Below are 25,435 nucleotides of genomic sequence, written 5' to 3'. Positions count from 1 at the left end.
TACACCCATTTTAATACCGTAAAAACACCCTGTCAGAAAGGTTGATTTTGCGTCATCGTTACATTCCATTCGCCCGGAGATTTGAGTAAAAGTTCACTTAAACCGGGAAAGCCGAAAACGGATTCAGAGTAGGCAATCAACCTTTTATTATGAAAAAGGTAACAATTACTTTTATTTTTATTTGTGCGGTTACACTAGCATTTGGCCAGGATAACGGCAGCACACAACAAGGCAACTCAACTTCTGGTTCAGGCAATCCTTCATCGGGGCAAACACTACCTAATTTAAATGGGGTAACTTTTGGATTTGGAATAGGTTATAGTCATACATTCGATAAAACTTATGATTACTCTTTAACTACCGATGGGAATCATAACCTTCAACTGCAACCTTTAAATAAGCAGTCATTTGTAATATCGTCAGTTATCATGGTCAAATTAGGAAAAATTGCTGTCGATCCTACTGATAACACTATTGTACAACAATCGCAAAAAACAGCTTACCGGAATTTTAAAACAAATTATAGTTATCAAAAGCTAGCAATGGATAAAACAACAAATACATTAAACCAACAATTAGCGTTATTACCTAACGATAAAAAAATTATAAGCCAATTAGACTCAGTCCAGTCCCAGGCGAAGAATTTAAAAAATCAAAAAAGCGATGCTACAGGCAACACATTCTGGGGCAGGGTATCAATTGATGCATCTTTGGATTTAGCTAATGTATCCTCTAGTGTAACTTTTAATAAATCCGTAAATGGAGGCTTGGGTGTCGGATATTTTATTACCGATAACTTACAGGCAGCCTTATTTTATGACGTGTCGAGAATCCGTCAGTTGCGGGATTATGTTGTAAACAACTATGAAGGTAAACCTATTCCGAATGGAAGCGGAACAAATTATAATGCGCTTGATACAAGTGATAATAATCTGTTTTATGACAAAACTATAAGTGGTTTATCGTTCAAACTGATCTTTTCTTTAGCCAACAAAGCAAGTACCACCTCTTCTGGCGACTAATACTTTGCAAATACATTTTCAACACCTTTATTACACCCCATGGCCTGCGGCTTCGCGGGCCATTTCGTGTATAATATCGTCGAGGCGGTTGAGTTCTGTTTGGAAGTGTTTTAGTATTTCAGGGTCCATAGGGTGTCCTTTCAGCATTTCTGACAAGGCCTTCAGGTTAGCCAGCGGACTGCGTATCAGGTGCGATTGCTTCCAGGCCATTCCTTTAATACTGTCTACATGGTCTTGAATGCGTACATAGGCACTTTGCAGGTCCTGCTCAGCATTTTTCCGTTCGGTGATATCATACAAAGCTACCAGCATACCTAGTATCTGATCGCCGCCATCTGTTAGTGGTGAAAGCTTCACATCATACCATTGAGTTGAACCATCATCCTGAGGGTAATCGATCTCGTAATGAAAATGATCACCCATTAATACCTGGGTTGCCATTTCCATCAGCTTTGGCCAGCGGTGTGCCGGGATAAAATCGCCCAGATAGTCACCTTCCTTTGGTTTGTGACGATACTGCCCGCTGATAAAATTGAAAGCCGTAGGATTATAGGCAATGAGTTTAAAATCGGTATCAAAAGATGCATAAGCTGTATCGGTAGTGCTTAATATCGTTTGCAGATTAGCTTGCGATTTACGCAGCATATCTTCTGATTTAAGTCTTTCCGTAATATCATGAGTCAACGAGAGTCTTACTGATCTGCCCTCAAATATGATATCATTGGCTACCACCTGTACAAACATTACTGTTCCGTCTTTTTTTACATGCCGTAAAACATTTCTTTCCGAAGTGGTGGTTATATCCTCCCGCCATTCCCTCATCTGCAGCCCTCTATCCTCCGGTATCCTGAAAGCAGTAACCTCCATGTTTGGTAACTCATCCTTTGTATATCCGTATAACCGGGCGGCTGCTTCATTGGCGGCTATAACCCGCATTGTGTCCTTGTCAACCATCCATAACGGCAAAGGGTTACTTTCAAACAGCAGTTTATATTGTTGTTCAGATGATCTCAGCTCCTCTTCCGCAGCTTTACGCTGGGTGATATCTACCATGGAACCGATGATGGTTGGCAGGCCTCCTATTATTGCCCGGCTGCCGAAAAACTCCACCCAATTGGCCGAGCCATCCTTCTTCAGTCCCATTGCCTCGTAATGCACACTTTCCACTTCGCCCTCAATTCTTTTGCGAACAGCCTCGATTGTAACATGCTTGTAGTCATCATGAATAATACCATCTACAGCCATTGTATTTATGATTTCATGAGGCTGGTAACCAAAAATCTCTGCAAAGCGTGGATTCACGAATACGAATTTTCCGTTCTGAACGATGTAAACACCCACTATTGATTTTTCGGCCACCGTCCTGAACTTCAATTCGGCATCACGCAGTTCGGTTTCCATTTTTTTGCGATAGGTGATATCGCGGGCCATTACCAGCACACGGTCATCCATAAACCTTTTCACGTTGATTTCCACCGGGAAGACCGCTCCGTTTTTACGCATAAACCGGCGTTCGCGGATCTCCGAATATTCTTCGCCCTTCTTATCTTTTGGTAGTGGATCGACCTTGAGCTCTTCAGGGTCAACAATTGCATCTACATTTAACTGCAGTAACTCATCACGGCTATATCCCATCATTTCGCACATGCTGGCATTTGCATCTGTAAAATATCCGTTTGCATCCAGCACATAAATAGCGTCAGAAGCGTGCTCGATCAATAACCGGTATTTTTTTTCGCTTTTTTGATATTCGGCTGAACGCTCCTCCACTCTTCTCTCCAATTCAGCATTCATCTGCTTCACCTCGGCTTCTGCTTTTGATCTGTCAGCGTCAACCCTGTTCAGCCATAATGCCGTATTCCAAATGATAGCAAGGCTCATCAGTATGAAACAAACCGCTAGTAACGAGATGCCAATTTCCAGTGAAAATAATTTATAGTGTTCTGTCTGTACCCTGAGCGAGCCGAAAATGACCACCATAATTACCATAAGGGTAAATAGTCTTTTGGCCATTTTATTACCGATATGCTTGCCTGTGAACAGTGATGCAATACCGATTTGAGGATTCAGAAGGGACGCTGCTACTGATAATATGAAAAAAAGTATAGCGGTATGAGCAGCCATTGAGCTTACATATAACAGCGAATCGAACAATGAGGCCCCGTATAAATAACCAATCAGCGCAATAGCTGATACGATAGTAACCAGGTGAAAAGACCACTGGGCAAACAGATCAAATGCGGTTTTTTTTATAGTAAGCATTAAAAGGCCCAATCCTAAAATGGTAATGCAAATGGCGGAATTAAAAGCCATTCGTCCAGAAAATAAATGCGTAGCCGAAACTTTTTCCGTATCCTTTACAAATAACTCATCCAGACCGGTATTGAAATGAAAGATAAACTGTAGCAGAGTAATAAGCCCGATAAGTGTCCCTGCGGATGACAAAAAAAGAAATGTTATATTTTGGGATTTAGTTTTAGAATACTGTGTGGATAACAATGCTCCGCCAAATAAAACGAAACTCAGAGCAGTGTTGAACACCATGTTGACAAACCCGGGGATGATCTGCTTAAGGACCGGAATACTCAATAACCATCCAAGTATAACAACAATACCTGTTGCTATAGTAATGCAGCTGATAACCGTAATTGTTCTATTCTTTTGCAGGGTAGTCATACACAGACCGAATGCCTTTATACGTTAGAAACAAATTCCGGGGTTCAAGTTTTAAGGCTTAACTAAAAAATTAATCTTGAATAAATTTATGAGAAAAAAAAGCAAATAAATATACTACCAGAAGAAAACCTAAGTAAAAATACTGATATACAATCAGATAACCCTCTTACCTTCAAGGAAGCTTTTTAAAGTTCGCTGTGTAAACTCTGATAATACAAGTTCACCGCTTATGGCAGCACGTTGAGTTAATAAGTCATCCCAGTTTTCTGTGCCTTCCCAAAGGATTTGCTTTAAGCCGTGTAAGGCCTCGGGATGATAGGAAGCCAGTTTTTGAGTCAACGCATCCAATTCAGTATCTAGTGTATTGATATCGGGGTAAATATCATTATATAATCCTTTTTCTTTTGCCCAGATGGCAAATTGAAAATCAACCGCCCTGATTGTCAATTGCGAAAATGCAGACAGGCCTATTTTGCGTATCACCGCAGGCGAAATCACGTACGGGCCAATACCGATGGCCAGTTCACTTAGTTTGATAGAAGCTGCTTCGGTTGCCAAACAATAATCTGCCGCTGCTGCTAAACCTACCCCACCTCCTACTGCTTTACCTTGTACCCGTACGATGATGATCTTGGGTGATTTGCGGCAGGCATTGATCACGCGGGCAAAGCCAGAGAAAAACTCAGTTCCGGCCTCTTTATCTTTTATCTGCACCAGTTCAGCAAAACTCGCCCCGGCACAAAAGGTACGGTCGCCATCGCTTTTTAATACAATCACTCTTGTCTCTGGATTATTTCCCGCTCTTTCAATTTCAGCACAAAGCTGTTTTAAAAGATCGGCAGGTAAAGAGTTTTGTGCAGGGTGATAAAAAGTAATAGTACTAATACCATCCTTGTAGATGGCAATTACATATCCGTTTGGGTTTTCAGACATAGGTCGGATTTAAAAGATCGCTGTAAATGTCGACACATTTTGGTGTACCTGCAAACAGAGTGGTTATATTTATCGATTCAAAAGATTTATATGGCTGATATCGAAACCGCCCGCCAGATCGCTTTATCGCTTCCCAATGTGGAAGAATATGTGCATGTGGGGCGACCGGCATTTAAGGTAAAAAACAAACGGACATTCGTTACTTTATGGCCCGCTGATAACCGCATGACGGTGATACTTTCGCCAATTGATCAATCTGTTTTTCATTCCTTCGATCCCACCATCTTTTATCCTATTCCTAATAAATGGGGATTAAAAGGCGCTACCTATGTCGAGCTTTCAAAAGTGCGCCTGGATATGCTGCATGATGTTATCACCACAGCCTGGGAAACTGCCAGCCAAAAAACTTCCAAAAGATAAAGATTAGATTTATCTTCGTTACCAAGCCTGTAAAATCATTCCCTTAACCCAATAAATCTGCCATGAACCGTAAACCAGTTTTGTTATTGACTTTATTAATAACTGTCTTTTATACAAATGTTTTTAATCAGACTATGCAGCAAAGTGGAATTTATAATGTCAGGTCATACGGAGCCAAAGGCGATGGCAATAACCTCGACTCGAAGGCTATTAATAAAGCCATCGAAATAGCTGCCGATGCAGGCGGCGGAACGGTTTATTTGCCTGCAGGAAATTACCTTTCCGGATCGATACATTTAAAGAGTAACATTACGATTTATCTTGATCAGGGCGCGACTATTATAGCTACCAGCGAAAACCCAGGTGAAGTTTACGACCAGGCCGAAGAAACTGTTAACACAACTTACCAGGATTTCGGCCATAGTCATTTTCATAACTCTTTGATCTGGGGTGAAAATCTGCACGATGTCTCAATCTTAGGCCCCGGAATGATCTGGGGTAAAGGACTTATAAATGATCATCAGAAGGATAGCAAAGTGGCCAATAAAGCGCTGACCTTGTATAAATGCCGCAATGTGATCATCCGCGACGTTACTTTTTTGCATGCCGGATGGTTTGCTATCCTGGCTACAGGCGTAGATAACCTGACTATTGATAACTTAAAGATGGACACCAACCGTGACGGAATGGATATTGATTGTTGCCGAAATGTGCGCATCTCCAATTGCAGCGTCAATTCACCTTATGATGATGGTATTTGTTTAAAAAGCACCTATGCTTTAGGATTGGCCCGCGCAACAGAGAATGTTACCATCACCAATTGCCAGGTAAGTGGTTATGATGAGGGCAGCTTTCTTGACGGTACTTACAAGCGTACGGAAAACCCGCATTATGGTTTGCATCCGACGGGGCGCATCAAGTTTGGCACTGAATCAAATGGCGGGTTCAAAAATATTACGATCACCAATTGTGTATTTGATTACTGCCGGGGATTGGCACTTGAGTCCGTAGACGGAGCCTTGCTGGAAGATGTAGAAATCAGCAATATTACCATGCGCGATATCGTAAACGCACCTATTTTCTTACGCCTCGGTGCCCGCATGCGTGGACCAGAAGGCACACCAATTGGCGAAATCCGGAGGGTATCTATCAGCAACGTTAGGGTTTATAACGGCGATGCCGACCAGGCTTGTATCATTACAGGTATACCCGGTCACGCTATCAAAGACCTCGACCTGAATAATATCCGTATCTATTTCAAAGGTGGCGGCAAAGCGAAAGATGCCACTAAAGTACCCGAGCTGGAAAAGAATTATCCTGAGCCATCCATGTTCGGCACAACGGCTGCTTATGGCTTTTATATCCGCCATGTAGATGGGTTGAAGTTGAGAGATATCGAAGTAAGCTATCTGAATAAGGACGTCCGTCCGGCTTTTGTACTAGATGATGTGAAAGGGTTGGATTCACATAATGTAAAAGGACAAGTGGCGAAGGGCATTCAAGAGACTCAGCATCTAAATACTGATCATTAATTACTTAGGCTGCAACAAAGCGTTTGATATGTTCAAATTCACCTTGCTTTTCAAGCATCTCATTTTCTATATCAAAGTCGTCTTGCAGGCCTAGCCAGAACTTTGCGGTATTGCCAAAAAACTGGCTTAATCTCAAAGCTGTATCGGCAGTGATCCTTCGATTGCCTTTTATTATTTCCGAGATACGTGTTTGAGGTATCCTGGTCTCTTTTGCCAAACGATATGGAGTTATACTAAGAGGAATCAAAAACTCTTCCTGTAATATTTCTCCGGGATGGATGTTAGGTAATCTTTCCATTTTTTGATTTTAATGATAATCTATTATTTCAACATCGCTGGCGTTACCACTCTCCAACTTAAAAATGATGCGCCATTGATCATTAATTCTGATACTATAGTAATCTTTTAGATCGCCTTTTTTCTTTTCCAGCTTATTTGATGGTGGAATTGTGAGGTCTTGAATATTCTGTGAATTGTGAATCATCCTAAGCTTTCTTCTTCCTATCAACTGTATTTCCATCGGCAACTTAGCTACTCTTATACCATTCCAAATTTTTTCTGTGTCTTTTGATCCAAAGGAAATTATCATAGTATCGAATTGCGTTACTAACGTCAAAGATAAGCATTCTTTTACAATTTAACAATGCATTAAGCGCTGTAACCTCCTTTCATTTTCAATAGTCACATCCCGAAACCCGAAACAATGAGGATAAAACTAAACGCAATTTCTCTCTTGCTTGCACCAACGTTTTATGCAGCTTCCAGCTTCTTCTGGAATACGCAAAATGAGTATGGAACTTATGATACAACATCGGGCTTATTGCTGATCATTGGCAGTATATTCTGGGTGCCGGCATTCCTGGCGTTATTTGATATGCTGCGCGAACGGACGCCTAATTATGCTTCGTGGGGTTTCCTGCTTGCGGTTTACGGCTGCTTGTGCGGAGGGGTGGCGTTTGCTTTGCGCGATATCCTGACGGTCGTCTTCAATATCCCTCATCATACCATGCTTACTACACTTTCACAATACCCTGTACTCACCAATATCATTTTCTGGATTGGCGGACCGGCATTTCCTATCAGCTTACTGATACTAGGAATCGTACTGGCCAAAACCAACACTGTTCCCGTTTGGGTGGGAGTTCTAATTGCAGTTTCAGGGGCTTTATTCCCCGCGTCACGTATTCTGCGTATTGAATGGATTGCGCATGTTGTCGATTTTATGATGTTGGTGCCGTTAGCGTATTTGGCTTTTCAAATGAAGAGAATGCATAGCTCGCCGGCAAATCGCAGAAGGTTCCTCGCTGCGCAATCGGAATGACATACGGGAATAATGTTCTTACCGGACAATCTGCCCCATCACTTCTTCGCGTAAATATTTGCTCACTGGTACCTGGTAGCTTTGCACATGCAGGGTATTCCCTTCAATTGAACTAATCTTATCAATAGCTACTACATACGACTTGTGGGTTTGGATAAACTGCCTGGCTGGCAGCTTCTCCAGTAGCGATTTGATAGTACAATGCGTGATGATCTTTTTATTTTCGAGATAAATTGCCACATAGTTTTCCATGCCTTCAATGAACAGGATATCGCTGAAGATGATCTTTTCTAACCGTCCATTTGATTTTATAAACAGGTAAGGAACACTGCTGGTCGTTTGCTCCCTCATCGCGAAATAATCCCTGGCTTTCCAGGCGGCTTTCAGGAAACGGTCGTAGGATATGGGTTTCAACAGGTAGTCCATCACATCCAGTTCAAAGCCCTGGATAGCGTAATGCTCAAAAGCAGTGGTAAATATCACTTTAGGCGGATTGCGTAATGCTCTTAAAAACTCTACACCGGTAATATGCGGCATCTGGATATCGAGAAATAGCAGATCGACCGGATGTTGCTGCAGCATATTGCTTAGTTGCAGGGCATCTTCACATGAGCCTTTCAGATCCAGGAAATCGATTTTCTCTACATAGCCCTGTAAACCTTTACGTGCAAAAGGTTCGTCATCCGTAATTATACAATTGATCTTATCGCTCATAGTCCAGTTTCAATTCGGCTTTAAAATGATCGCCGCCATTTTCTAATGTCAATGAATGCTTACCAGGATAAAGCAGGTCGAGCCTGCGCTTCAGGTTTTCCAAACCTATCCCTCCTGCTTTTTTAACAGTTTCCTTTAACAGCGGCACCGAGTTTTCCACTCTAAAATCGATTTGCCCATCATTCACTTTTGCTTCCACACACATCTCGTAATTTCCCCCGACAAATTTAAAAGCATTCTCTACCAACGGCAAAAACAACAACGGATAAACCAATTGACCGTTCAGCTTTTTATCAAAATCAACTTTTAACTTCAATTTATCCGAGCTGCGTATCCTTTGCAGATCAATAAAACTTTGCAGGTACTCTATCTCCTGCATCACCGGTACTTGTTGCTGCTGATCATAAAGTTGATAGCGTAGTAGTTCCGAAAATTTTTCAATACTCCGTTTAGCCCCTTCAGTATCCTCGTCCATCTGGAAGTAGATCGTGTTCAGCGCGTTAAACAAAAAATGGGGATGGTACTGCGCCTTTAAAAACTTAAGTTCCGTTTGTAAATGTTCATTCGTAACCTTTTCCAATTGAACTTTATTATCCACATAGGCCTTTAGCCATATACTGCTGCGCGCTATGCCGTAATAAACAATTGCATATAGGGTCGGGATCATGTTAATATCGGCCACATCAGCCCCGGATATATACCAGGGTTTCCAATCCGAATGCAGGGCCATATCCATCGGCACAAAAACCGCGTTGACCAATACAAGGTTGACGCCTACCAGTATCGCCAATTCCCTGGCTACACCCTGGTAGCTCAGTTGAACCGGCCAGCGTTTATCAAAATATTTAAAGAACCTTTGAAAGAGGTAGATCGCGATATACCCCACAATAATAGAACAGGCCACTTCTACTGCATTGATGTAAAACTGCCTTTCCCAAAAACGTTGGTGCACGTCAGTATCATGCAGCAGCCTGATGGTGAAATAAACCAGTAGGCCATACAATGCGGGGAATATATATTTTCTGAAAAAATTCATCGATCTAAATTAGTAAACTCAAGTCAAAATAACGGGTGTCATGCTGAGCTTGTCGAAGTATGGTTGGCAAAGGCCTCTACGCACCGCACTTCGACAGGCTCAGCATGACACCCTCTTTTCTTTATGCCGATAACGCCACCACTGGTTTCACATCATCCTTTTCAATCTCCATCACAGGTTGAGGTTTAACCTTATCCTTTGGTTTCATCCCAAACAAAAACCGTGTTACAGCATACGGCCGGACAAACAAATGATAGATCAATACACTCACAAAAAAAGTGATGCCGACTGTATAAATATATTTCGACAGAATGCTTTCATTTTGTGTTTGAACAATATAATATACCACCAAGACAATAACTGTTTGATGCAGGATGTAAAACGGATACACCGCCTGATTTAAATAATTTAATATAGCATGTTTCTTGTTCAGGTAATGCTTGCCATAGCCAACCAATGCCAATACCCATCCCCAGGCTATAATTGGCCGCAAGGCGATGAACAGGTAGATGAACAGATTGCCGTGGAATGGCCAGTTACTATAGCCCGGTTCTACTTTATTCCAGCGCATGCATTCCCATATCATTAAACTAACAAAGCCAATGCTCAGGGCAAATCGGCGGTTGCGCTGCAGGCTGTCCATCAGCTTTGGTTGCAGGATGCAAACGAATCCCGCGAGCAGGAATAACAGCCAGTAAACAAAGTAACAGCCATCGTGAGCAAGATCGTTTGTTTCGGGGAGCTTTTGGCTTAAAAGTGCAAACCAGATGATTCCCGGCAACATCAATAGGTATACCCATTTGCCATTGGCCAGTGCAGCTAATTTTTCTTTAAAGGAGTCGCTTTTTGGCGAGATCATCCAGGCAAACATTGGCGCGAAGATGAGATCGTATAAAAACAAATAGGCGATAAACCATAGATGGTGCCAGCTAAAACTGCCTTTAGGATAGGGCACAAAGTTAAATACACTTGGATACCAATCCCAGAAACTGCCTTTGTAGCCATTGGCCAAGCGTTCCATATAAATTTGAGGCGGCACAATGATAAACATGCCCACCAAAAGCGGTATGAAAAGCCTGCGGAAACGTAAACCGATGAAGCTTAAAGTAGAGCGCCGCTGCATCATGTAAAAGCTTACTGTGCCAGAAATGAAAAAGAGCAGCGGCATGCGAAAAAGGTGCAAAAAATGGTTCGATTCCATCAACAGGTTACTGGTCTCGTGGTTTTTGATATGCCAGCCATCCTCGGCAACATAAGGCATTGCCGAATGAAAAAATAATACACCCAGTATGGATATTATCCTTAACCAATCCAGGTAAGTTTGTCGTTGTGAGGTTTCCATTGTCGTGATTTTTAATATAAAGGAAGCCTCAAAAACTGCGTTCAGGAAAGATTTTTGACCAGTGGACAAATTCGGGTGACGAGTGGATAAAATGTCTGATGTCCGTCATGGTTATCCATCCTACTTTTGTCCCGGTGATCGACTAACATCCTTAAAATGAAAAATCTAACTAACCGGGCTGTAACCCAAATCACCTTTCAACGTCAAAATATAAAACTGAGAAAACCTATCATGAAGAGAATATTATTCCTGTATTTCCTGACTGCCTTTTTATCTGACGCACATGCACAGATCAGGATCGATACATCGGCATATGTAAAAAATAATAAGCAGTTATATGCTGTAGTGGTTTCGCAGAATGACAAGGTTGTTTTCAGTCAATATTTTAATGGGAAGACGGATACCACTCTTTATAATAACCAATCGCTTACTAAAAGCGTGATGTCGTTATTGATAGGCATTGCCATTGATAAAGGCTATATCTCGTCGGTTGATGAAAAGATCGCCAAGTATTTCCCTCAACTGAAGAACGATACCGATAAGCGGAAGCAAACCATCACCATCCGCCAGGTTATGAACCAGGCATCGGGTTTATGGCATGAGGATCTGGTAAGATTGAATCAATACCTGAGTTTACCTGATCCGTCGGATTATACTTTAAAACAGCCTTTGGTTTCGGAGCCCGGCAAAGTATTCCATTATAATAATGCAGCAACGCATCTATTATCCGTCATTCTTACCAAGGCCACCGACATGAGCACGTTTGACTTTGCCAATAAATTCTTGTTCGGGCCGATGAATATTAAGAATATAAAATGGGGCAAAATGAACGACGGTTATTATGATGGGTGCGGATTATTAAGTGTTCAAATGGCTAATATGAATATGAACAAGATCGGCTCACTGCTGCTTCATAAAGGCTATTATAATGGCAAAAAAATAGTTTCTGAAAAATGGATCGATGCAATATTAAATCCAACCATATCCTACCGCACACCCTGGGGATTTGACGGATCGACCTATGCTTTGTGCTTTTATCATTACGATTATAATGGCACACCGGTCACTTACGGGCTGGGTTGGGGTGGTCAGCATGTATTTGTAATTCCGGCCAAAAAAGCTGTAATTTCAGTAAACGAAAGCATCAATGATTTCACAGCCATAAAAGCCGAAAACCTGTTTCTAAACAAGATATTTCCTATAATCTATCAACAATTAAAGTGATGAAAAGAAAAACCTTTGTATGGATTGTGTTTGCACTTTTAGCCATATCAGTAGGTGTTTACCCACTCACCTATTATATAGTCGACATGCATGGCAAGGGCCTTTGGGCAAGCAAAACTGTCGAGCTGCTTGAAAGCACAGCCTGGCACACGGCCTTTTATATTCACATCACCTTTGGCGGTATTGCCATGCTCACCGGCTGGACACAATTCAGTCAAAAATTACGCGACCGCTACCTGAACACGCACCGTACCATAGGTAAAATTTACGTTGGTTCTGTGGTTTTGAGCAGCACAGCCGGCTTCTATATTGCCCTATTTGCTTCAGGTGGCATTACCTCAGTTTTAGGATTTGGTTCATTAGCATTAGCCTGGCTCTTCACCGATTTAATGGCTTATACCCGCATTCTTAAAAGAGATATCAAACAGCATGAGAACTGGATGATCCGCAATTATGCGCTCACTTTTGCAGCGGTTACTTTGCGGATATACCTGCCGCTCGCAACGGGATTAATGCATTTTGATTTTATCACAGCATATCGCGTTATTTCCTGGCTTTGCTGGGTGCCTAATTTGATTGTTGCTGAAATGATCATTAGTAAACGATCTCGTGCTTTGGCTTATAGTTTGAGAGCGTCGGAATAAAACAAACGCCCATTCAGGTGGGGTGGCTTAACCATGTAAGTTTATTTTAGCGTGGCTATTTGAACTGGCGGGAAAAAATTAACTTTGATATTATGACTAAACTTTATTCGGACGGTGGACTTAATGCCGGTGTTTTCGGCGGCCCAATTTTTTCTCTTGTGGTAATCGTATTTATGTGCACAGATTCAAGCGGTTCGTCGATGGTATTTTTGGTTCCGGTGTTACCGATGATGCTGTATTGGCTGTTTACTTTTCGACACTGGAAAAAAATTTATTATGAAAATGAATCTTTATACATTTATAATGTTTTTTCAAAAGAGCCAATTGTCGTACAAAAGGAAAACATAGGAGGCATAAATAAGGTAATATTTTACAACCCCAATTTTTATAAACTTGTTTACTACGACGAAAATAAAGACGCTAAATACGTTTATTTTTACCGAAACGGGGCTTTGGATGATTTTTCTGACCTCATCGATAAAATAAACGAGTCATATCCTTAGTCCGGATTTATAATCACGTGTGTTGGCTTATAGTGTGAGGGCATCGGAATAAAAAAGATAAGTCATGCTGTCCGCTAATCAGCGGATCAGCACCTCACGGGATATTCACGCCTGCTAAGTCTGCGATTTGCATATAGCAGACCTGCCTATCGCACTCCTTTCTGATGGGTTGCTGAAATAAATTCAGCATGACATTTTCTTGATCGATCAAAACTTATACGTCAACCCTGCCCCAAATATCTGCTTCACCTGGAAGAGCGAATGGGTTTCGGGTACACCATTGTTCAGCACAGGTATCTTAGCATACGGGTCATTGATCAACTCCACACCACCGTTTACAGTCACAAACTTATTTACCTTCATAAACAGGTTCAAAGTATAATCCAGGTAAATGTTTTGCGGTTGCTTCAGGTAATCCGTATACATTTTCAAGATGTTTTCGATAGAAATGTTGGTTGCGATATTGGCCTTATAGTAAGCATCCAACGAAGCACCAAACTGGAAGAAATGTTTTTCGCCCGGCGCCACGCCAAATGAACCTACGTTTGATAATGAATCATTGGTAACAAATGTGTACTTAACGGCAGCAGGCGAAAGGTTGATCCTGAAATTATCATTCTTTTTATAGGCAAAACCCGGACCGAAAGTCAAGTAAGCCGGTGCAAATGGCGCCGATATTAAAGTCTGGCTACCATCGGCATTGTAATTATAGCCTTTGGTAAACTGCGTCTGGAAGTTGGTATAAAAGGTATATAACCAGTATTTAGAATCAGTTTGATAACCAAGCAAACTGTTCAGGATAATACGGTCGTCGTTTTTGCGCCAGCCGGTTCCATTTTGTTTGCTAAGGCCATAGCCAACTATAGCTTTATTGTCCCAGCTCCATTTGCCTTTCTTATAGTTGAAATCGTAATCCAAAACCAGGTTGGCGGCTACAGCGTTGGTACCGCCTGCGGCCCAGTGATTAAATGATGCCTGGTTGATCAGGAAGGTGTTTTGTCCGTGAATAGTCCAGATCTTGGTGGTGTCTTTAGGCGGTGTGGTTGTTTGCGAAAATCCCGCCAGGCTTAAGCACAAAAATGAAAGAATAAGGAATGTTGTTTTCATAAGGATAATTTTTTAATGAGGGGTAGAGTGGTTAATTCGGAGTTAAAAGTACGAATTCCATTAAAAAACGGGCACAACCGAAAAAAATTACGGTTAGTTTGGTGATTACCGGCCAAGGTTAGCATGGCGCGTATTTGACTCACCCCGAATACGCTACGCTGTTCGGCCCTCTCTACCGCAAGCGGTAAAGAGGGAAAAAGAAAAAAATAAAACACCCTCTTTACACATAGTGTAGAGAGGGTGGTCGAGCGAAGCAATGACCGGGTGAGTAAACTATGCAGCATAATTTTACTTAGCTACCAGGCTGATACGATACTCCTGTATCAAAGCAGGGGTTTCCGGGGTGAGGGTAAAACTGACCCTGATATTAGCTTGCCCGCCGTTCATAATAAAGTAACCTCTCAATTGGTTTTCAGCCACAACTTCTCCAATGCTGTTTATTTTACCCGCTTTATCGAAAATGCTTTTTGCTTCGGCCTTCAATTTATCCGGGAAATAATCCATAAAGAAATTCATAGCGAAAATTCCGCTGGCTTGTGCATTATCCCAGTTGGGCAATAGTTTTATCAATTCGTCCCGTCGCTGGTTAAGGATATCGGAGGCCGGTAATTGTCGTGGTTTGACACCCGATAACCGCAATAATGTATCGGCCACCTGCACATTGATCGAGCCCGCATTGGCATAAGTAAGATTAGCGAAGCTGATCACTCCAATTCCATATTCGGGATAAATGGTCCATTCACTGCCAAATCCCGGTAAGCCACCGGTGTGCCCAACGGCAGTCATACCATTCGCGTACTTCCGCCAGCGCAAACCATAGCAATAGGCCGATGCAAAAGGATAAGGCCTGCCATTTGCATTAAAACCATTTACATCCCACGGATATTGCATTTCGCGGATGGAGCTTCTTTTAACCGGGCCAGTCTCTGCGTCATCCCTCGGCGGCCAGGCTTCTAAATGTAGTGCCACATACTTGCTAAAATCCTCGATGGTGGTGATCATCCCGCCCATTGCGCCGTAGGAACCGTCGTGCAGCATAGGCTGTTCTACCCATTGGTTATCAATCCAGCGATAGCCATGTGCCAATTGTTCTTTAGGGACTTTGTCGTATTCATAATAGGTATGCGTCATACCCAGTGGTTTCAGAATATTTTCGGTGATATATTCCTGGTAACTTTTTCCGGATACCTTTTTAATGATATAACCCAGTGTAGCAAAGCCGAGATTACTATATTCATAGCCTAAACCCGGATCGTTGGAAAAAGATATACCTTTTTTATAGAGATCAATTAGTTGTTGATCGGTATTGGCCAGTTGACGATCTCCCCAGGGATTATCTTCCGGGAAGCCTGCGGAATGTGTAAGCAGGTTTCGGATGGTAATCGGTGTAGCATCTTTGGTCAGATATTTCAGCCCTTTCATTTCAGGGATATATAAATAGGCAGGATCATCCAGTTTTAGCTTTCCTTCATCGCGCAGTTTTAGGATAGCCATCGCTGTAAAACTTTTGCTCATTGAGGCAATGCGGAAGTTAGATTTAGAAGTAGCTTCTGTTTTATCTTTCAGGTTAGTATAACCAACGCTACCTGCATGCACCAGTTTGCCATCAACTACAATACCATATACCAGGCCCGGAAAATGATTTTGCTCTGCATATTCTTTATACAGTTTATCGATCACCGGGTAGGTGGCTTCGATTCTTTTCAGCCGGTCTGCATCGGTAAAAACAGGTGGTTTATAGGTTTGAGCAGATAATGCTAACGAACAAAAGCATAATAAAATGAAGAAAATCGATTTTTCAGGACAGGTAAAAAGTTTCATGGCGAAGTTTATGAGTTACATATTTACCTATATTCCCGGAAATTTAAAACAGTTGCCGAATAAAGCAGGCGCAGAGTCAACTCACCCCGACGACGCTACGCTGGTCGACCCTCTCTCCGCCTTGCGGAAAGAGGGTAAAAAAAATAAAAATCCCCTCTTTATGCGAAGCATAGAGAGGGTGGTCGAGCGAAGCAATGACCGGGTGAGTAAATCTGCGCGCGATATTAAACAGTCACTAAGCTTCTACCAAAGGCAGATCAAAGTAGAAGGTAGATCCATCACCCAACTTACTCTCCACACCTATTTTGCCATTGTGTGTATTGATGATCTCGGACGAGATGTACAGACCCATGCCCAAACCACTGGTCATGTTCTTTTTATCTTCGACCCGGTAAAAGCGTTCAAAAATCTTAAGTTTTTGTTCTTCTGATAAGCCGATACCAAAGTCGGCAACCGATACGCGGGCGCAGTTCTCATGTTTAAATGATTTAACGATTATCTTACGATTCCCATTGGAGTATTTAACGGCATTATTGATCAGGTTCATCAGCACCTGTTCAATACGTTCAGCATTACCTTTTACCATCAAATCCTCTTCACCCTCTAATTCTATCGTAAAAGCCGGATTCATATGCGCAGCATTTTCAACGCAGGTTGCCACTACATCTTTCAGGTTAATAACATCCATGTTATAGTTCAGTCTGCCTGCTTTTATTTTGCTCATATCCAGCAAGTCGTCCACTAAAAATTGCAGCTTGCCCAATGCAATTACTGCTTTATTAATGTACTGTTTTACCGTTATTGGCAAGTCATCCTTCTGATGTAGTAAAATAAGCTGAAGATATCCTTTCAAACTGGTCAACGGCGTTTTTAATTCGTGACTGGCAACACCAATGAATTCGTCCTTGCGCTCCAGTTCCCGTTTTTGTTCCTCGATATCTGTAGCTGTACCAACCCATAATATGATTTCACCATTCTCATTCTGCAAAGGCATTGCACGGTTCAGGTGCCAGCGATAAACACCATCTTTTCCCCTGCGGTACCGGTTTTCAACTTCAAATATCCCACCGGTATGCAGGGCTTCACGGTATTTATCCATGAAGTTTTCAATATCATCCGGATGAATGGTTTCCCGCCAGCCCCATCCCATAGATTGCTCAAAACCAAGGCCTGTATAATTGTACCAGCGTTCATTGAAAAAGTTCACCCTACCATCGGGCATGCATGTCCAGGTCATTTGGGTGATGTGATCGGCCAATAGCTTTAAATTTCCCCGGCTAACGGATAAATCCTTAGTGCGTTCTTTTACTATCGACTCCAACTCGTCTTTTTGTTGAGTAACCACATTCTGGGCAGCCTCCAGCTTTTCATTCTGGCTTATTAAATGCTTCTGCGCCGCCTTTTGTATTGTCAGGTCTGTTAGTATTACGCTAAGGCTATGTCCCCAATCCATATCAATTGCTGCAAAGGAGCACAGGCAACAGGTTGTCTTCTCGTTGCCGCTCTTAATCATAAACTCTTCTTTGGTATCCTTTTTCCAGGCTTTCTTAATTATTTTTTTATAGCCTGCCTTTGATTCTTCAGCAATAAAATCAATAAAAGGTATTCCAACGACCTTTTCAGCAGAAACTTGTACCAGGTTGGTAAAACTGCTGTTGCAATATAATATAAAGCCACCCTCATCAATCGTCACCGCGCCTTCGCTCATTTTTTCGATGAAGACACGGTAGGTATGATCGGCTGTTTTTAAAGTGTACAGGTTATGCATACCGCCATTTTTAACTATCAGCGCATCAACCTGTCCTGTACGGATGGCTTCAAGCATATCATTTGCTTCGTCCAGCCGCCATTGTAATTCGTTATTTCTATTTAGTAATTCTTCGTATGAAATCTGCTTTTCCATCACAAATTCACTGCATTTATTTCAAGTCCTCTAAGCACTTTAGGTTTATCGGACATGTCTCCAATTAATTTCCGCTCCATGCCCGGGGCCTTTTTTATCAGCATCGGCAATGCGATCACCTGCTCATCTATAGCAACTGAGGGTTGTTGATAAACATCAATTATTTCCAGCTCATAGCGATCTTTTAAATATTCTTCGCATATCTTCTTCAGGTTCGATATGGCACGCGTCGAGTTAGGCGAGGCCCCCGTTATAAAAAGGCGCATCACATATGTATTTTTAGGTTTCTTCGGCTCAGAAACGCTTTTGTTCTCTGCCATTATAAATAAATCATTTAAGCAGGGATAATGTTTAAACCAACAAGCACTTTTTCTTCATTAGACAGGTCTCCGATAATTTTTCTAATGGGTTCGGGCACTTTACGCACCAGCGTCGGCGTTGCCAGTATCTGGTCGCCTTCCGCCAGTTGCGGTTTGCGCAACAGGTCTATCACCTCTATTTTATATTGACCCTTAAGGTGTTCTTCGCAATAGCGTCTAAGATTATTCAGGGCCGTGACCGATTTTTCGGTATGCCCGGCTATATATAACCTTAGTTCCCATTTTTTATGTTCTGTTGTCATTTCTTAGTATTTTGTGGTTCATCAGCTCCATTGCCCCGCCTTATCGTTTGCATCATTTCACGATTTTTGCTCAATATCTGTTTTCTTAACTCTTCTTCTTCATACACCTTATTCAGCTCTTCTTCTACCGACTCGAACTCAGAATTGAGGTTGGCAATTTTAGATTCCAATACTTTGCGCTTACGCATAATCTCCCTGTCCTTGCGACTGAGGGCATAATTATGTATGGCTACGCCCGTTTCTTCCTGTAACATTTGCGCTTCGCGGGCAGAGCCGGTCAGGACGCCATCCGGTCCAACATATACATCGATCAATTCAAGACCGTCGTCGCTGATCACAAATTCCCGCACCTGGTTAGAATGCTTCATCCCGCGCGACTTCATCACATACATCGCCCTGTTTCGTTCACCGTTATACTCAATATCTTTTATCAATAGCCAACTATCTACCAGTGATGATATGGCTTCATCAGTCTGGTCATTCATCTGATCATTTAAGGTCAGCGCCGTAAACATGACGGTTATCTGTTCATTCTGCAGAAAATCAACAAGACGGATCAGCATATTTTTAACCTCGCTTATTGAACCTATCGATATAAAATTGGTGATCGGATCCAATATTACCACTGATGGTTTGAATTGCTGAATCTCCTTATGGATGGCTACCAGGTGCATTTCCAGGCCATATAGCGTTGGCCGTGCGCCACAAAACTTTAACAGTCCTGCTTTTACGTGTTTATTCAGGTCCATATTGATCGAACGCATATTGCGTATAATCTGCAGCGGTGGTTCCTCAAAAGCAAAAAACAGGCATCGCTCTTTATTCTGGCATACGCCATCCGCAAATGCGGTGGCAATACTGGTCTTACCTGTACCGGCTGTACCCGATATCAGGATGCTGCTTCCTCTAAAAAAGCCCTTGCTGCCCAACATTTCATCTATAGTCGGTATGCCCGATGAAATACGGTCGGATGTAATTTCCTTATCTAATTTGAGCGATGTGACCGGCAGTACCGAAATACCCTCAGCATCTATCAGGAACGGATATTCATTGGTACCATGCAACGAGCCACGGTATTTAACTATGCGCATCCGGCGGGTGGATATCTGGTTTACCACGCGATGGTCTAACAGGATCACACAGTCGGATACATATTCTTCCAGTCCGTAACGGGTTAATTTACCTTCACCACGTTCGCCGGTAATAATAGCGGTTACCCCCTTATCTTTTAGCCAGGTAAAAAGGCGCCTTAGTTCGGCTCTTAATATGCCTTCATTATCCAGCCCTCCGAAGAGGTTTTCAATGGTATCCAATACCACTCTTTTTGCCTTGATACTATCGATGGCATGACCGAGCCTGATAAATAATCCGTCAAGATCATATTCGCCGGTTTCCTGTATCTCTGCCCTCGAAATATGGACATAGTCCATCTTTATTTTCTTATCGGCCTGCAATTTTTCCAGGTCGAAACCCAGCGAGGCAACGTTTACGGCCAATTCTGCAGCGCGTTCCTCAAAGGTCATGATCACCCCGGGTTCGTTAAACTGCATGGCGCCCTTTACAATAAACTCAATCGACAGCATGGTTTTGCCGCTGCCTGCTTCGCCACAAACTAAGGTGGGACGGCCTTTTGGTATGCCGCCTCCGGTTACTTCATCCAATCCGGAGATTCCGGTTGGAGATTTTTGCAGCGATGGTAATGTTTTATTCTCTTTTTTCTGTTTCGTGTTATTGGTAGTTTTCATAGGTTTAAAGGCTGATGAAATCTCTCTTAAATAAATTTCTATCGTTCTAATTTAATAACAGATCAGTAAACTCTATTAAACTGAACGTTAACTATTTAGATTTTTACAAATGTTGTATCAACCCTGAAGCTGCAAAATTGTTTTTTAATGTGAAAAAGTTTCCTGTTAGGCACATACGTTTTCGTCTGAAAATCAACAATATATAAACCATTTGCTTTAAACCGGGTTATTGGTATAAAGATTGCATCTGTAAGATGAATATGCGCGAATACATAGAGTACCAGATATCAGCCTTGAATGACCTGATACGGATCAATAAAGACCGTATAACGGGTTATAGGCAACGGATTGCAACAACGCCGGACGAAGATCTGGAAGAGCTGCTTTCTGACATGATCTATCAAAGCTATCAGCATATTGAAGAACTGACCTATAATATCTATCAATTAGGTGGTAAGCCTGCGCGACCCGATAGCATGGCCGGCAAATTCTATCATTCATGGACCGATCTTAAGGCATTCATTTTCAAAGAGACTCGAAATAAAATGCTTGAATATTGCGAATTCTGTGAGGATGTTGTAAAAGCTATTTATCAAAAAGCATTTAATGCCCCGGAACTTCATTGGGATAAAAAAGGCGTAGCTCTTCTAAGAAAACACATGCATGACATTGAAAATTCTTACCAATACGTATTAATGCTTAAGGGCGGATTTGCAAGCCTGCATTAAATTTGTAAGTATCAAACAGTTCTGAATTAGACAGAATTTGCATAACTTAACAACTTGAACCCGATTTTAAGCGCTGCTGGTATGACTGATACTTTCCCCGATAGTATCCCCGTTGATCTTTTTCGTGTACTTTTTGAAAAGTCACCCGGCTCTTTACTTATAAAAACGGACGCTCCACAGTTTACCATTGCCGCGGTAAGCGACGCTTATTTAAAAACTGCACGTTTGCCGCGTGAGGCTGTTGTGGGGAAAAGCTTTTTGGAGATATACCAGGATGATATTGACCAGAACGATGATGCTGCGGCCCGAAAGATATTTTCACATGTTATACGGACGGGCGAGCAGGTAGATGTCCCGGTTTACCGCTACGATATTTTTGAGCCGGGTGCTGATCATAAAACGCCTCATTACTGGTCGTTTTCCAATATTCCTATACTCGGCGACCAACAACAAGTAGCTTATATCCTGAGCACATTTACAGATATTACTGCCGAAGTAAAAGCAAAAGAAGCGGCCCAGGAAAGCGAGCATCGCCTGTTACTTGCTGCCGAAGCTACGGGCATGGCATTTTGGGAGCTGACTTTATCTGATAATGCTTTTTCCTATTCACAGCAGATGGCAGAAATTTTCGGCCACCCGCCTGATACAGTTATCACGCTCGATCATGTAAGAGCACAGGTGCATCCCGACGATATGGAAAATATCGTGGTAAAAGCTTTTAATCAGGCATTGATCGATGGCAGCTACTTTTATGAGGTGCGTGTTTACTGGCCTGACCAGTCATTGCACTGGATACGTACCAAAGGCACAGTACAATACAATAAAAATAAAGAACCTGTGCGCATGCTCGGTACCATTGTAGATATTACCGAAAGTAAAAGTGACGAGATCAGGAAGAATGATTTTATTGCGATGGCCAGCCACGAGCTGAAAACACCGCTCACCTCGCTTAAAGCCTATCTGCAATTAATGGAAACCAAATTATCAGGCACCACTGATCCGTTTGTAAAAACCGCAGTAGTAAAATCGGGCAACCAGGTAAATAAGATGACGGCTCTTATACACGGCTTTCTCGATCTCTCCAAAATTGAACCCGGCAAATTAAAACTCATTTGGACAACATTTGATATCTGTGCCCTTATTGAGGAAGTGCTGACTGAAAGCCGGATATTAAGCAATACGCATTCCATACGCTTTGAATCGTCAGGCGAATTAACTGTTAATGCCGACAGGGCGAAGATCGGGCAGGTGATCAGCAACCTGGTAAATAATGCTATTAAATATTCTCCAAAAGGGAGCTACGTTATTTTGAAATGCGAAGTGAACGACGGAAATGCGGTAGTATCGGTTACTGATGAAGGCATCGGCATCAAACCCAAAGACCAGGAAAAAATATTCCAGCGTTTTTACCGTGCCGAAGAAGACGAAGGGCGGAACGTTTCAGGTTTCGGTATCGGGCTTTATCTATCCAGCGAGATCATTCAGCGCCATAAAGGGAAGATTTGGGTGAAAAGCACGGAAGGCGAAGGATCGACTTTTTATTTTAGCTTGCCGATGGCGGTTTAATCTCAAATTTCTACAAATGTCATGCTGAATTTATTTCAGCACCCCACAGGACATTCACGCTTGCTTGGTTTGCGACTTGCCAACGGCAGACAGGCATATCTCATACCTTTATGATGGGATGGCCGAAATAAATTCGGCATGACGCGTGATATTACAACCCCATAAAATACTCCGTAAACTCCCTAAAGCTATCAAAACGTACATCATGGTCATCTGTAGCGCCAAAGCCGTAGCTTACAAACACGAAAGGCAAACCTGCCAGCCTGCTTTGCTGGCCGTCTCCTTCGGTATCGCCTACATAAACCGGATTTTTTAAATGATGCTTATCAACCAGTAATTTTATGTTATGATGCTTTGGCATGTAATTAATGCCATAAGCTATTTCGTCAATAATGTGTTCGTCGATACCTGCCCAATCAATAAACAACCGGATAATACCTTTCGCACAGTTACTTACTATAAAAAGCTGGTATTTGGTAGCTAGTTGGGCCAATCCTTCTTTTACCCCATCATATAATACCCCGCCTTTTTGTGGCAGCAGGACTTTGCGTACGTCATTTACTTTGGCATAAATCTCTTCCTGTTTTTCTACCGGGTAACCGGGCATAATGGCATTCCAGACTTTTTTGCCTTCCCAACCAACCATTTTGGCCAGCTCATCCCTTTCAATGGTCTTATCAATGCCCAACTCCCTGAAAACGATGTTCCATGATTCGGTATAGGTATCCACAGCATCCCACAAGGTGCCGTCCATATCAAATATTATACTGTCGGGTTTTTCCATTACTATTTTATTTTGGGGCAAGTTTATCATAATTCTGGTAGAATTATACTGATTATTAAGACTTTTACATTCACCATACTACCCGGGATTGCCAGATCAATAAGGATGTAAACAAATTATTACTTAATTTTTAACTTATTTCATGAAAAATTCAGAATTAAGTATGATTTTTACGGTTGATAAGGTTTAGGTTTGGCCTGAATTAGCGAGTAAGACAGGTCCATATATCCCCCGCTACCCGGCGGGGGATTATTTTTTGTCAATACTCAGGCATCAAAAACCATAAATCAGTAAAAAATACCATTCATCCCCTATTTATTGCCATACTAAATTGCATATATCATGTAATTTTGTTGCCATGCAAGGCACATTCCCCATATATGATATTTGCAAGCTTTCTGACTTTCAGCAGGAAGATCTGCTTATCAGCCGTTTTGCCATTTATTTGCAAAAACACCGCGATCTTTACTTCCCGCATAAACATACCTTTTATCACCTGGTTTTGTTTACTAAGGGAGCAGGAACGCACGCTATCGACTTTAAAACTTTCGATGTAACCCCCTATCAGATCTACTTCATGATCCCGGGTCAGGTACATTCATGGAATTTTGAAGGCGAGGTTGATGGGTACGTGATCCATTTTTCACAATCGTTCTTTGAGTCTTTTCTATTAAAGAATGAGTACCTTGATCAATTCTCATTTTTCAGCGGAATTATTGACGATGCGGTAATACAGATTAAGCCAGCTTTGCAACCAAAAATTATTAATCTGTTTGAGGATATCATTGCTGAAAGTGAAACCACCGACCGCATGAGTCTTGATTTGATCAGGGCATTATTGCTACAGGTATTTATATTATTAAACCGCACAAATGTTGGTCAAAAAGAAAAGCAGGCATTACCCTATAATTATACATTGCTGAAGAACTTTCAGAAGCTGATAGAAAAAAACTTTGCAACGTTAAAGCTGCCGAGGGATTATGCCGAGCTGATGTATATCACACCCAATCATTTAAATGCATTGTGTAGTGACCTACTGGGAATATCGGCCGGCGAAGTTATCCGCAACCGGGTGCTTTTGGAAGCTAAAAGATTACTTATTAACCTTGACCTGACCATAGCCGAAATAGGTTATCAGCTCAACTTTAGCGACAATTCTTATTTTACTAAATTTTTTAAAAAATATACCGGCTTAACCCCGGAAGAATTCAGAAAAATTACTTTAAATCACAAAAAAAATGACCGCAGAAATTGATAATATACCACAACAAAAGCCTTTATCCCAGTTTAAAGCCGCTTTAGAATGCAAATGCCCGAAATGCCGCAAGGGCGATATGTTTATTGGTAAAATGTACAGCTTTGGCAAAAAAAGAGATTACAGGAACTGCCCTTACTGTAATTTTCAGTTTGAAATTGAGCCCGGTTACTTTTATGTAGCCATGTTTGTAAGTTATGGAATGAACGTGGCACAAATGGTGACCTTTGCTGTAGCTACCTTTATCCTTACCGGTTCCGAATCGCCATGGCTTTATATAGCTATACTGCTTGGCGGGGCTTTTATTCTTTCTCCGATCAACTATCGCTATTCAAGGGTGATATTATTATACTGGCTTACCCCTAACCTGAATTATGATCCGGAAAGGGCTAAGAAACCTTACAGCGAGTTAATGAAAAACTAACAAAAATGTTCATTTCGAACGAACTGCAGGAGGTTAAGCGCTTGGGTGAGGAGAAAACTTATACGACACATAGTCTGCTATACATGTCGTATAAGTTTTCTCACCTGCGCCCT

Annotated in this window: 25 protein-coding genes; 11 read left to right on the top strand and 14 right to left on the bottom strand. The window is 41.9% G+C overall.

The genetic code is table 11. The annotated features are described in order from the left end of the window. The first annotated feature begins 149 nt into the window (after positions 1–149). Positions 150–1,022 (top strand): hypothetical protein, encoded by an 873-nt coding sequence (locus tag VIM89_RS07470; protein WP_488155519.1) that lies wholly within the window; start codon positions 150–152, stop codon positions 1,020–1,022. 30 nt (positions 1,023–1,052) lie between these two features. On the opposite strand, the gene VIM89_RS07465 is transcribed toward VIM89_RS07470, so the two are convergent. Further along, a complete protein-coding gene (locus tag VIM89_RS07465; RefSeq protein ID WP_488155518.1) occupies positions 1,053–3,698 on the bottom strand; it encodes a PAS domain S-box protein in 2,646 nt (881 codons plus the stop codon). 153 nt (positions 3,699–3,851) lie between these two features. After that, a complete protein-coding gene (locus VIM89_RS07460; protein WP_488155517.1) occupies positions 3,852–4,631 on the bottom strand; it encodes an enoyl-CoA hydratase/isomerase family protein in 780 nt (259 codons plus the stop codon). Between the two features lie 90 nt (positions 4,632–4,721). Between VIM89_RS07460 and VIM89_RS07455 the strand changes: the two genes are divergently transcribed. Together VIM89_RS07455 and VIM89_RS07450 are read left to right on the top strand one after the other, a co-directional pair. Further along, a complete protein-coding gene (locus VIM89_RS07455; protein WP_488155516.1) occupies positions 4,722–5,051 on the top strand; it encodes an MmcQ/YjbR family DNA-binding protein in 330 nt (109 codons plus the stop codon). A gap of 62 nt (positions 5,052–5,113) precedes the next feature. Next, entirely contained in the window at positions 5,114–6,583 is a 1,470-nt protein-coding gene (locus VIM89_RS07450; protein ID WP_488155515.1) for a rhamnogalacturonidase, read from the top strand. A 4-nt stretch (positions 6,584–6,587) separates the two neighbouring features. On the opposite strand, the gene VIM89_RS07445 is transcribed toward VIM89_RS07450, so the two are convergent. Both VIM89_RS07445 and VIM89_RS07440 read right to left on the bottom strand, forming a co-directional pair. Next, the gene (locus VIM89_RS07445) at positions 6,588–6,881 is read right to left on the bottom strand and encodes a HigA family addiction module antitoxin (protein ID WP_488155514.1); all 294 of its coding nucleotides are present in this window, start codon (positions 6,879–6,881) and stop codon (positions 6,588–6,590) included. Between the two features lie 9 nt (positions 6,882–6,890). Continuing rightward, the gene (locus VIM89_RS07440; protein WP_488155513.1) at positions 6,891–7,172 is read right to left on the bottom strand and encodes a type II toxin-antitoxin system RelE/ParE family toxin; all 282 of its coding nucleotides are present in this window, start codon (positions 7,170–7,172) and stop codon (positions 6,891–6,893) included. Between the two features lie 114 nt (positions 7,173–7,286). Between VIM89_RS07440 and VIM89_RS07435 the strand changes: the two genes are divergently transcribed. Continuing rightward, positions 7,287–7,904, top strand: coding sequence for a hypothetical protein (locus VIM89_RS07435; RefSeq protein ID WP_488155512.1), 618 nt, complete (start codon positions 7,287–7,289; stop codon positions 7,902–7,904). A gap of 18 nt (positions 7,905–7,922) precedes the next feature. Here the strand turns inward: VIM89_RS07435 and VIM89_RS07430 are convergent, their stop codons facing one another. From VIM89_RS07430 to VIM89_RS07420, 3 genes are all read right to left on the bottom strand, one after another. Continuing rightward, complete coding sequence (locus VIM89_RS07430) at positions 7,923–8,618, bottom strand: LytR/AlgR family response regulator transcription factor (RefSeq protein ID WP_488155511.1); 696 nt, start codon at positions 8,616–8,618, stop codon at positions 7,923–7,925. Further along, positions 8,608–9,654 carry a sensor histidine kinase gene (locus VIM89_RS07425; RefSeq protein WP_488155510.1) on the bottom strand — a complete coding sequence of 349 codons (1,047 nt, stop codon included), beginning with the start codon at positions 9,652–9,654 and terminating at the stop codon, positions 8,608–8,610. Before VIM89_RS07425 ends, VIM89_RS07430 begins: the two co-directional genes overlap by 11 nt. A gap of 121 nt (positions 9,655–9,775) precedes the next feature. Continuing rightward, positions 9,776–10,996 (bottom strand): acyltransferase family protein, encoded by a 1,221-nt coding sequence (locus VIM89_RS07420; protein WP_488155509.1) that lies wholly within the window; start codon positions 10,994–10,996, stop codon positions 9,776–9,778. A gap of 231 nt (positions 10,997–11,227) precedes the next feature. Between VIM89_RS07420 and VIM89_RS07415 the strand changes: the two genes are divergently transcribed. From VIM89_RS07415 to VIM89_RS07405, 3 genes are all read left to right on the top strand, one after another. After that, positions 11,228–12,220: a serine hydrolase domain-containing protein gene (locus VIM89_RS07415; RefSeq protein WP_488155508.1), complete on the top strand. Its 993-nt coding sequence runs from the start codon at positions 11,228–11,230 to the stop codon at positions 12,218–12,220. Further along, positions 12,220–12,864, top strand: coding sequence for a DUF2306 domain-containing protein (locus tag VIM89_RS07410; protein ID WP_488155507.1), 645 nt, complete (start codon positions 12,220–12,222; stop codon positions 12,862–12,864). Before VIM89_RS07415 ends, VIM89_RS07410 begins: the two co-directional genes overlap by 1 nt. 92 nt (positions 12,865–12,956) lie before the next feature. Further along, positions 12,957–13,367, top strand: coding sequence for a hypothetical protein (locus tag VIM89_RS07405; RefSeq protein WP_488155506.1), 411 nt, complete (start codon positions 12,957–12,959; stop codon positions 13,365–13,367). Positions 13,368–13,574: 207 nt separating this feature from the next. Here the strand turns inward: VIM89_RS07405 and VIM89_RS07400 are convergent, their stop codons facing one another. The 6 genes from VIM89_RS07400 to kaiC all read right to left on the bottom strand — a co-directional run bounded on the left by VIM89_RS07400 (position 13,575) and on the right by kaiC (position 20,565). Then, positions 13,575–14,474, bottom strand: a complete 900-nt coding sequence (locus VIM89_RS07400) for a DUF3078 domain-containing protein (protein WP_488155505.1) — start codon at positions 14,472–14,474, stop codon at positions 13,575–13,577. 288 nt (positions 14,475–14,762) lie between these two features. Further along, complete coding sequence (locus VIM89_RS07395; protein WP_488155504.1) at positions 14,763–16,295, bottom strand: serine hydrolase domain-containing protein; 1,533 nt, start codon at positions 16,293–16,295, stop codon at positions 14,763–14,765. A gap of 235 nt (positions 16,296–16,530) precedes the next feature. After that, entirely contained in the window at positions 16,531–18,198 is a 1,668-nt protein-coding gene (locus VIM89_RS07390; RefSeq protein WP_488155503.1) for a PAS domain-containing sensor histidine kinase, read from the bottom strand. Beyond that, the gene (locus VIM89_RS07385) at positions 18,198–18,518 is read right to left on the bottom strand and encodes a circadian clock KaiB family protein (RefSeq protein ID WP_488155502.1); all 321 of its coding nucleotides are present in this window, start codon (positions 18,516–18,518) and stop codon (positions 18,198–18,200) included. The genes VIM89_RS07390 and VIM89_RS07385 overlap by 1 nt, the downstream gene beginning before the upstream one ends. A 14-nt stretch (positions 18,519–18,532) precedes the next feature. Further along, positions 18,533–18,820 carry a circadian clock KaiB family protein gene (locus VIM89_RS07380; protein WP_488155501.1) on the bottom strand — a complete coding sequence of 96 codons (288 nt, stop codon included), beginning with the start codon at positions 18,818–18,820 and terminating at the stop codon, positions 18,533–18,535. Beyond that, on the bottom strand, positions 18,817–20,565 hold the full coding sequence (gene kaiC / locus VIM89_RS07375; protein WP_488155500.1) for a circadian clock protein KaiC: 1,749 nt from the start codon (positions 20,563–20,565) through the stop codon (positions 18,817–18,819). The genes VIM89_RS07380 and kaiC overlap by 4 nt, the downstream gene beginning before the upstream one ends. A 260-nt stretch (positions 20,566–20,825) precedes the next feature. Here kaiC and VIM89_RS07370 point away from each other — a divergent pair, with 260 nt between their 5' ends. Both VIM89_RS07370 and VIM89_RS07365 read left to right on the top strand, forming a co-directional pair. Then, positions 20,826–21,293, top strand: a complete 468-nt coding sequence (locus VIM89_RS07370; protein WP_488155499.1) for a PA2169 family four-helix-bundle protein — start codon at positions 20,826–20,828, stop codon at positions 21,291–21,293. A gap of 54 nt (positions 21,294–21,347) precedes the next feature. Beyond that, on the top strand, positions 21,348–22,859 hold the full coding sequence (locus VIM89_RS07365; protein WP_488155498.1) for a PAS domain-containing sensor histidine kinase: 1,512 nt from the start codon (positions 21,348–21,350) through the stop codon (positions 22,857–22,859). 151 nt (positions 22,860–23,010) lie between these two features. Here VIM89_RS07365 and VIM89_RS07360 read toward each other — a convergent pair whose 3' ends face one another. After that, the gene (locus VIM89_RS07360) at positions 23,011–23,643 is read right to left on the bottom strand and encodes an HAD family hydrolase (RefSeq protein ID WP_488155497.1); all 633 of its coding nucleotides are present in this window, start codon (positions 23,641–23,643) and stop codon (positions 23,011–23,013) included. Between the two features lie 358 nt (positions 23,644–24,001). Here VIM89_RS07360 and VIM89_RS07355 point away from each other — a divergent pair, with 358 nt between their 5' ends. Both VIM89_RS07355 and VIM89_RS07350 read left to right on the top strand, forming a co-directional pair. Then, positions 24,002–24,898, top strand: a complete 897-nt coding sequence (locus VIM89_RS07355; protein ID WP_488155496.1) for an AraC family transcriptional regulator — start codon at positions 24,002–24,004, stop codon at positions 24,896–24,898. Beyond that, entirely contained in the window at positions 24,882–25,322 is a 441-nt protein-coding gene (locus VIM89_RS07350; RefSeq protein ID WP_488155495.1) for a DUF983 domain-containing protein, read from the top strand. The genes VIM89_RS07355 and VIM89_RS07350 overlap by 17 nt, the downstream gene beginning before the upstream one ends. Positions 25,323–25,435: the final 113 nt, after the last annotated feature.

The organism is Mucilaginibacter sp. (assembly GCF_036568825.1).
Lineage (GTDB): Bacteria > Bacteroidota > Bacteroidia > Sphingobacteriales > Sphingobacteriaceae > Mucilaginibacter.
The sequence above is the reverse complement of the archived record's forward strand: the minus strand, read 5'-3'. Positions and strand labels throughout refer to the sequence as shown.

Excerpts from the sequence above, each read along its gene's own strand:
- VIM89_RS07470 (WP_488155519.1), top strand. The coding sequence starts at position 150 with ATGAAAAAGGTAACAATTACTTTTATTTTTATTTGTGCGGTTACACTA.
- VIM89_RS07465 (WP_488155518.1), bottom strand. The coding sequence starts at position 3,698 with ATGACTACCCTGCAAAAGAATAGAACAATTACGGTTATCAGCTGCATT.
- VIM89_RS07460 (WP_488155517.1), bottom strand. The coding sequence starts at position 4,631 with ATGTCTGAAAACCCAAACGGATATGTAATTGCCATCTACAAGGATGGT.
- VIM89_RS07455 (WP_488155516.1), top strand. The coding sequence starts at position 4,722 with ATGGCTGATATCGAAACCGCCCGCCAGATCGCTTTATCGCTTCCCAAT.
- VIM89_RS07450 (WP_488155515.1), top strand. The coding sequence starts at position 5,114 with ATGAACCGTAAACCAGTTTTGTTATTGACTTTATTAATAACTGTCTTT.
- VIM89_RS07445 (WP_488155514.1), bottom strand. The coding sequence starts at position 6,881 with ATGGAAAGATTACCTAACATCCATCCCGGAGAAATATTACAGGAAGAG.
- VIM89_RS07440 (WP_488155513.1), bottom strand. The coding sequence starts at position 7,172 with ATGATAATTTCCTTTGGATCAAAAGACACAGAAAAAATTTGGAATGGT.
- VIM89_RS07435 (WP_488155512.1), top strand. The coding sequence starts at position 7,287 with ATGAGGATAAAACTAAACGCAATTTCTCTCTTGCTTGCACCAACGTTT.
- VIM89_RS07430 (WP_488155511.1), bottom strand. The coding sequence starts at position 8,618 with ATGAGCGATAAGATCAATTGTATAATTACGGATGACGAACCTTTTGCA.
- VIM89_RS07425 (WP_488155510.1), bottom strand. The coding sequence starts at position 9,654 with ATGAATTTTTTCAGAAAATATATATTCCCCGCATTGTATGGCCTACTG.
- VIM89_RS07420 (WP_488155509.1), bottom strand. The coding sequence starts at position 10,996 with ATGGAAACCTCACAACGACAAACTTACCTGGATTGGTTAAGGATAATA.
- VIM89_RS07415 (WP_488155508.1), top strand. The coding sequence starts at position 11,228 with ATGAAGAGAATATTATTCCTGTATTTCCTGACTGCCTTTTTATCTGAC.
- VIM89_RS07410 (WP_488155507.1), top strand. The coding sequence starts at position 12,220 with ATGAAAAGAAAAACCTTTGTATGGATTGTGTTTGCACTTTTAGCCATA.
- VIM89_RS07405 (WP_488155506.1), top strand. The coding sequence starts at position 12,957 with ATGACTAAACTTTATTCGGACGGTGGACTTAATGCCGGTGTTTTCGGC.
- VIM89_RS07400 (WP_488155505.1), bottom strand. The coding sequence starts at position 14,474 with ATGAAAACAACATTCCTTATTCTTTCATTTTTGTGCTTAAGCCTGGCG.
- VIM89_RS07395 (WP_488155504.1), bottom strand. The coding sequence starts at position 16,295 with ATGAAACTTTTTACCTGTCCTGAAAAATCGATTTTCTTCATTTTATTA.
- VIM89_RS07390 (WP_488155503.1), bottom strand. The coding sequence starts at position 18,198 with ATGGAAAAGCAGATTTCATACGAAGAATTACTAAATAGAAATAACGAA.
- VIM89_RS07385 (WP_488155502.1), bottom strand. The coding sequence starts at position 18,518 with ATGGCAGAGAACAAAAGCGTTTCTGAGCCGAAGAAACCTAAAAATACA.
- VIM89_RS07380 (WP_488155501.1), bottom strand. The coding sequence starts at position 18,820 with ATGACAACAGAACATAAAAAATGGGAACTAAGGTTATATATAGCCGGG.
- kaiC (WP_488155500.1), bottom strand. The coding sequence starts at position 20,565 with ATGAAAACTACCAATAACACGAAACAGAAAAAAGAGAATAAAACATTA.
- VIM89_RS07370 (WP_488155499.1), top strand. The coding sequence starts at position 20,826 with ATGCGCGAATACATAGAGTACCAGATATCAGCCTTGAATGACCTGATA.
- VIM89_RS07360 (WP_488155497.1), bottom strand. The coding sequence starts at position 23,643 with ATGGAAAAACCCGACAGTATAATATTTGATATGGACGGCACCTTGTGG.
- VIM89_RS07355 (WP_488155496.1), top strand. The coding sequence starts at position 24,002 with ATGCAAGGCACATTCCCCATATATGATATTTGCAAGCTTTCTGACTTT.
- VIM89_RS07350 (WP_488155495.1), top strand. The coding sequence starts at position 24,882 with ATGACCGCAGAAATTGATAATATACCACAACAAAAGCCTTTATCCCAG.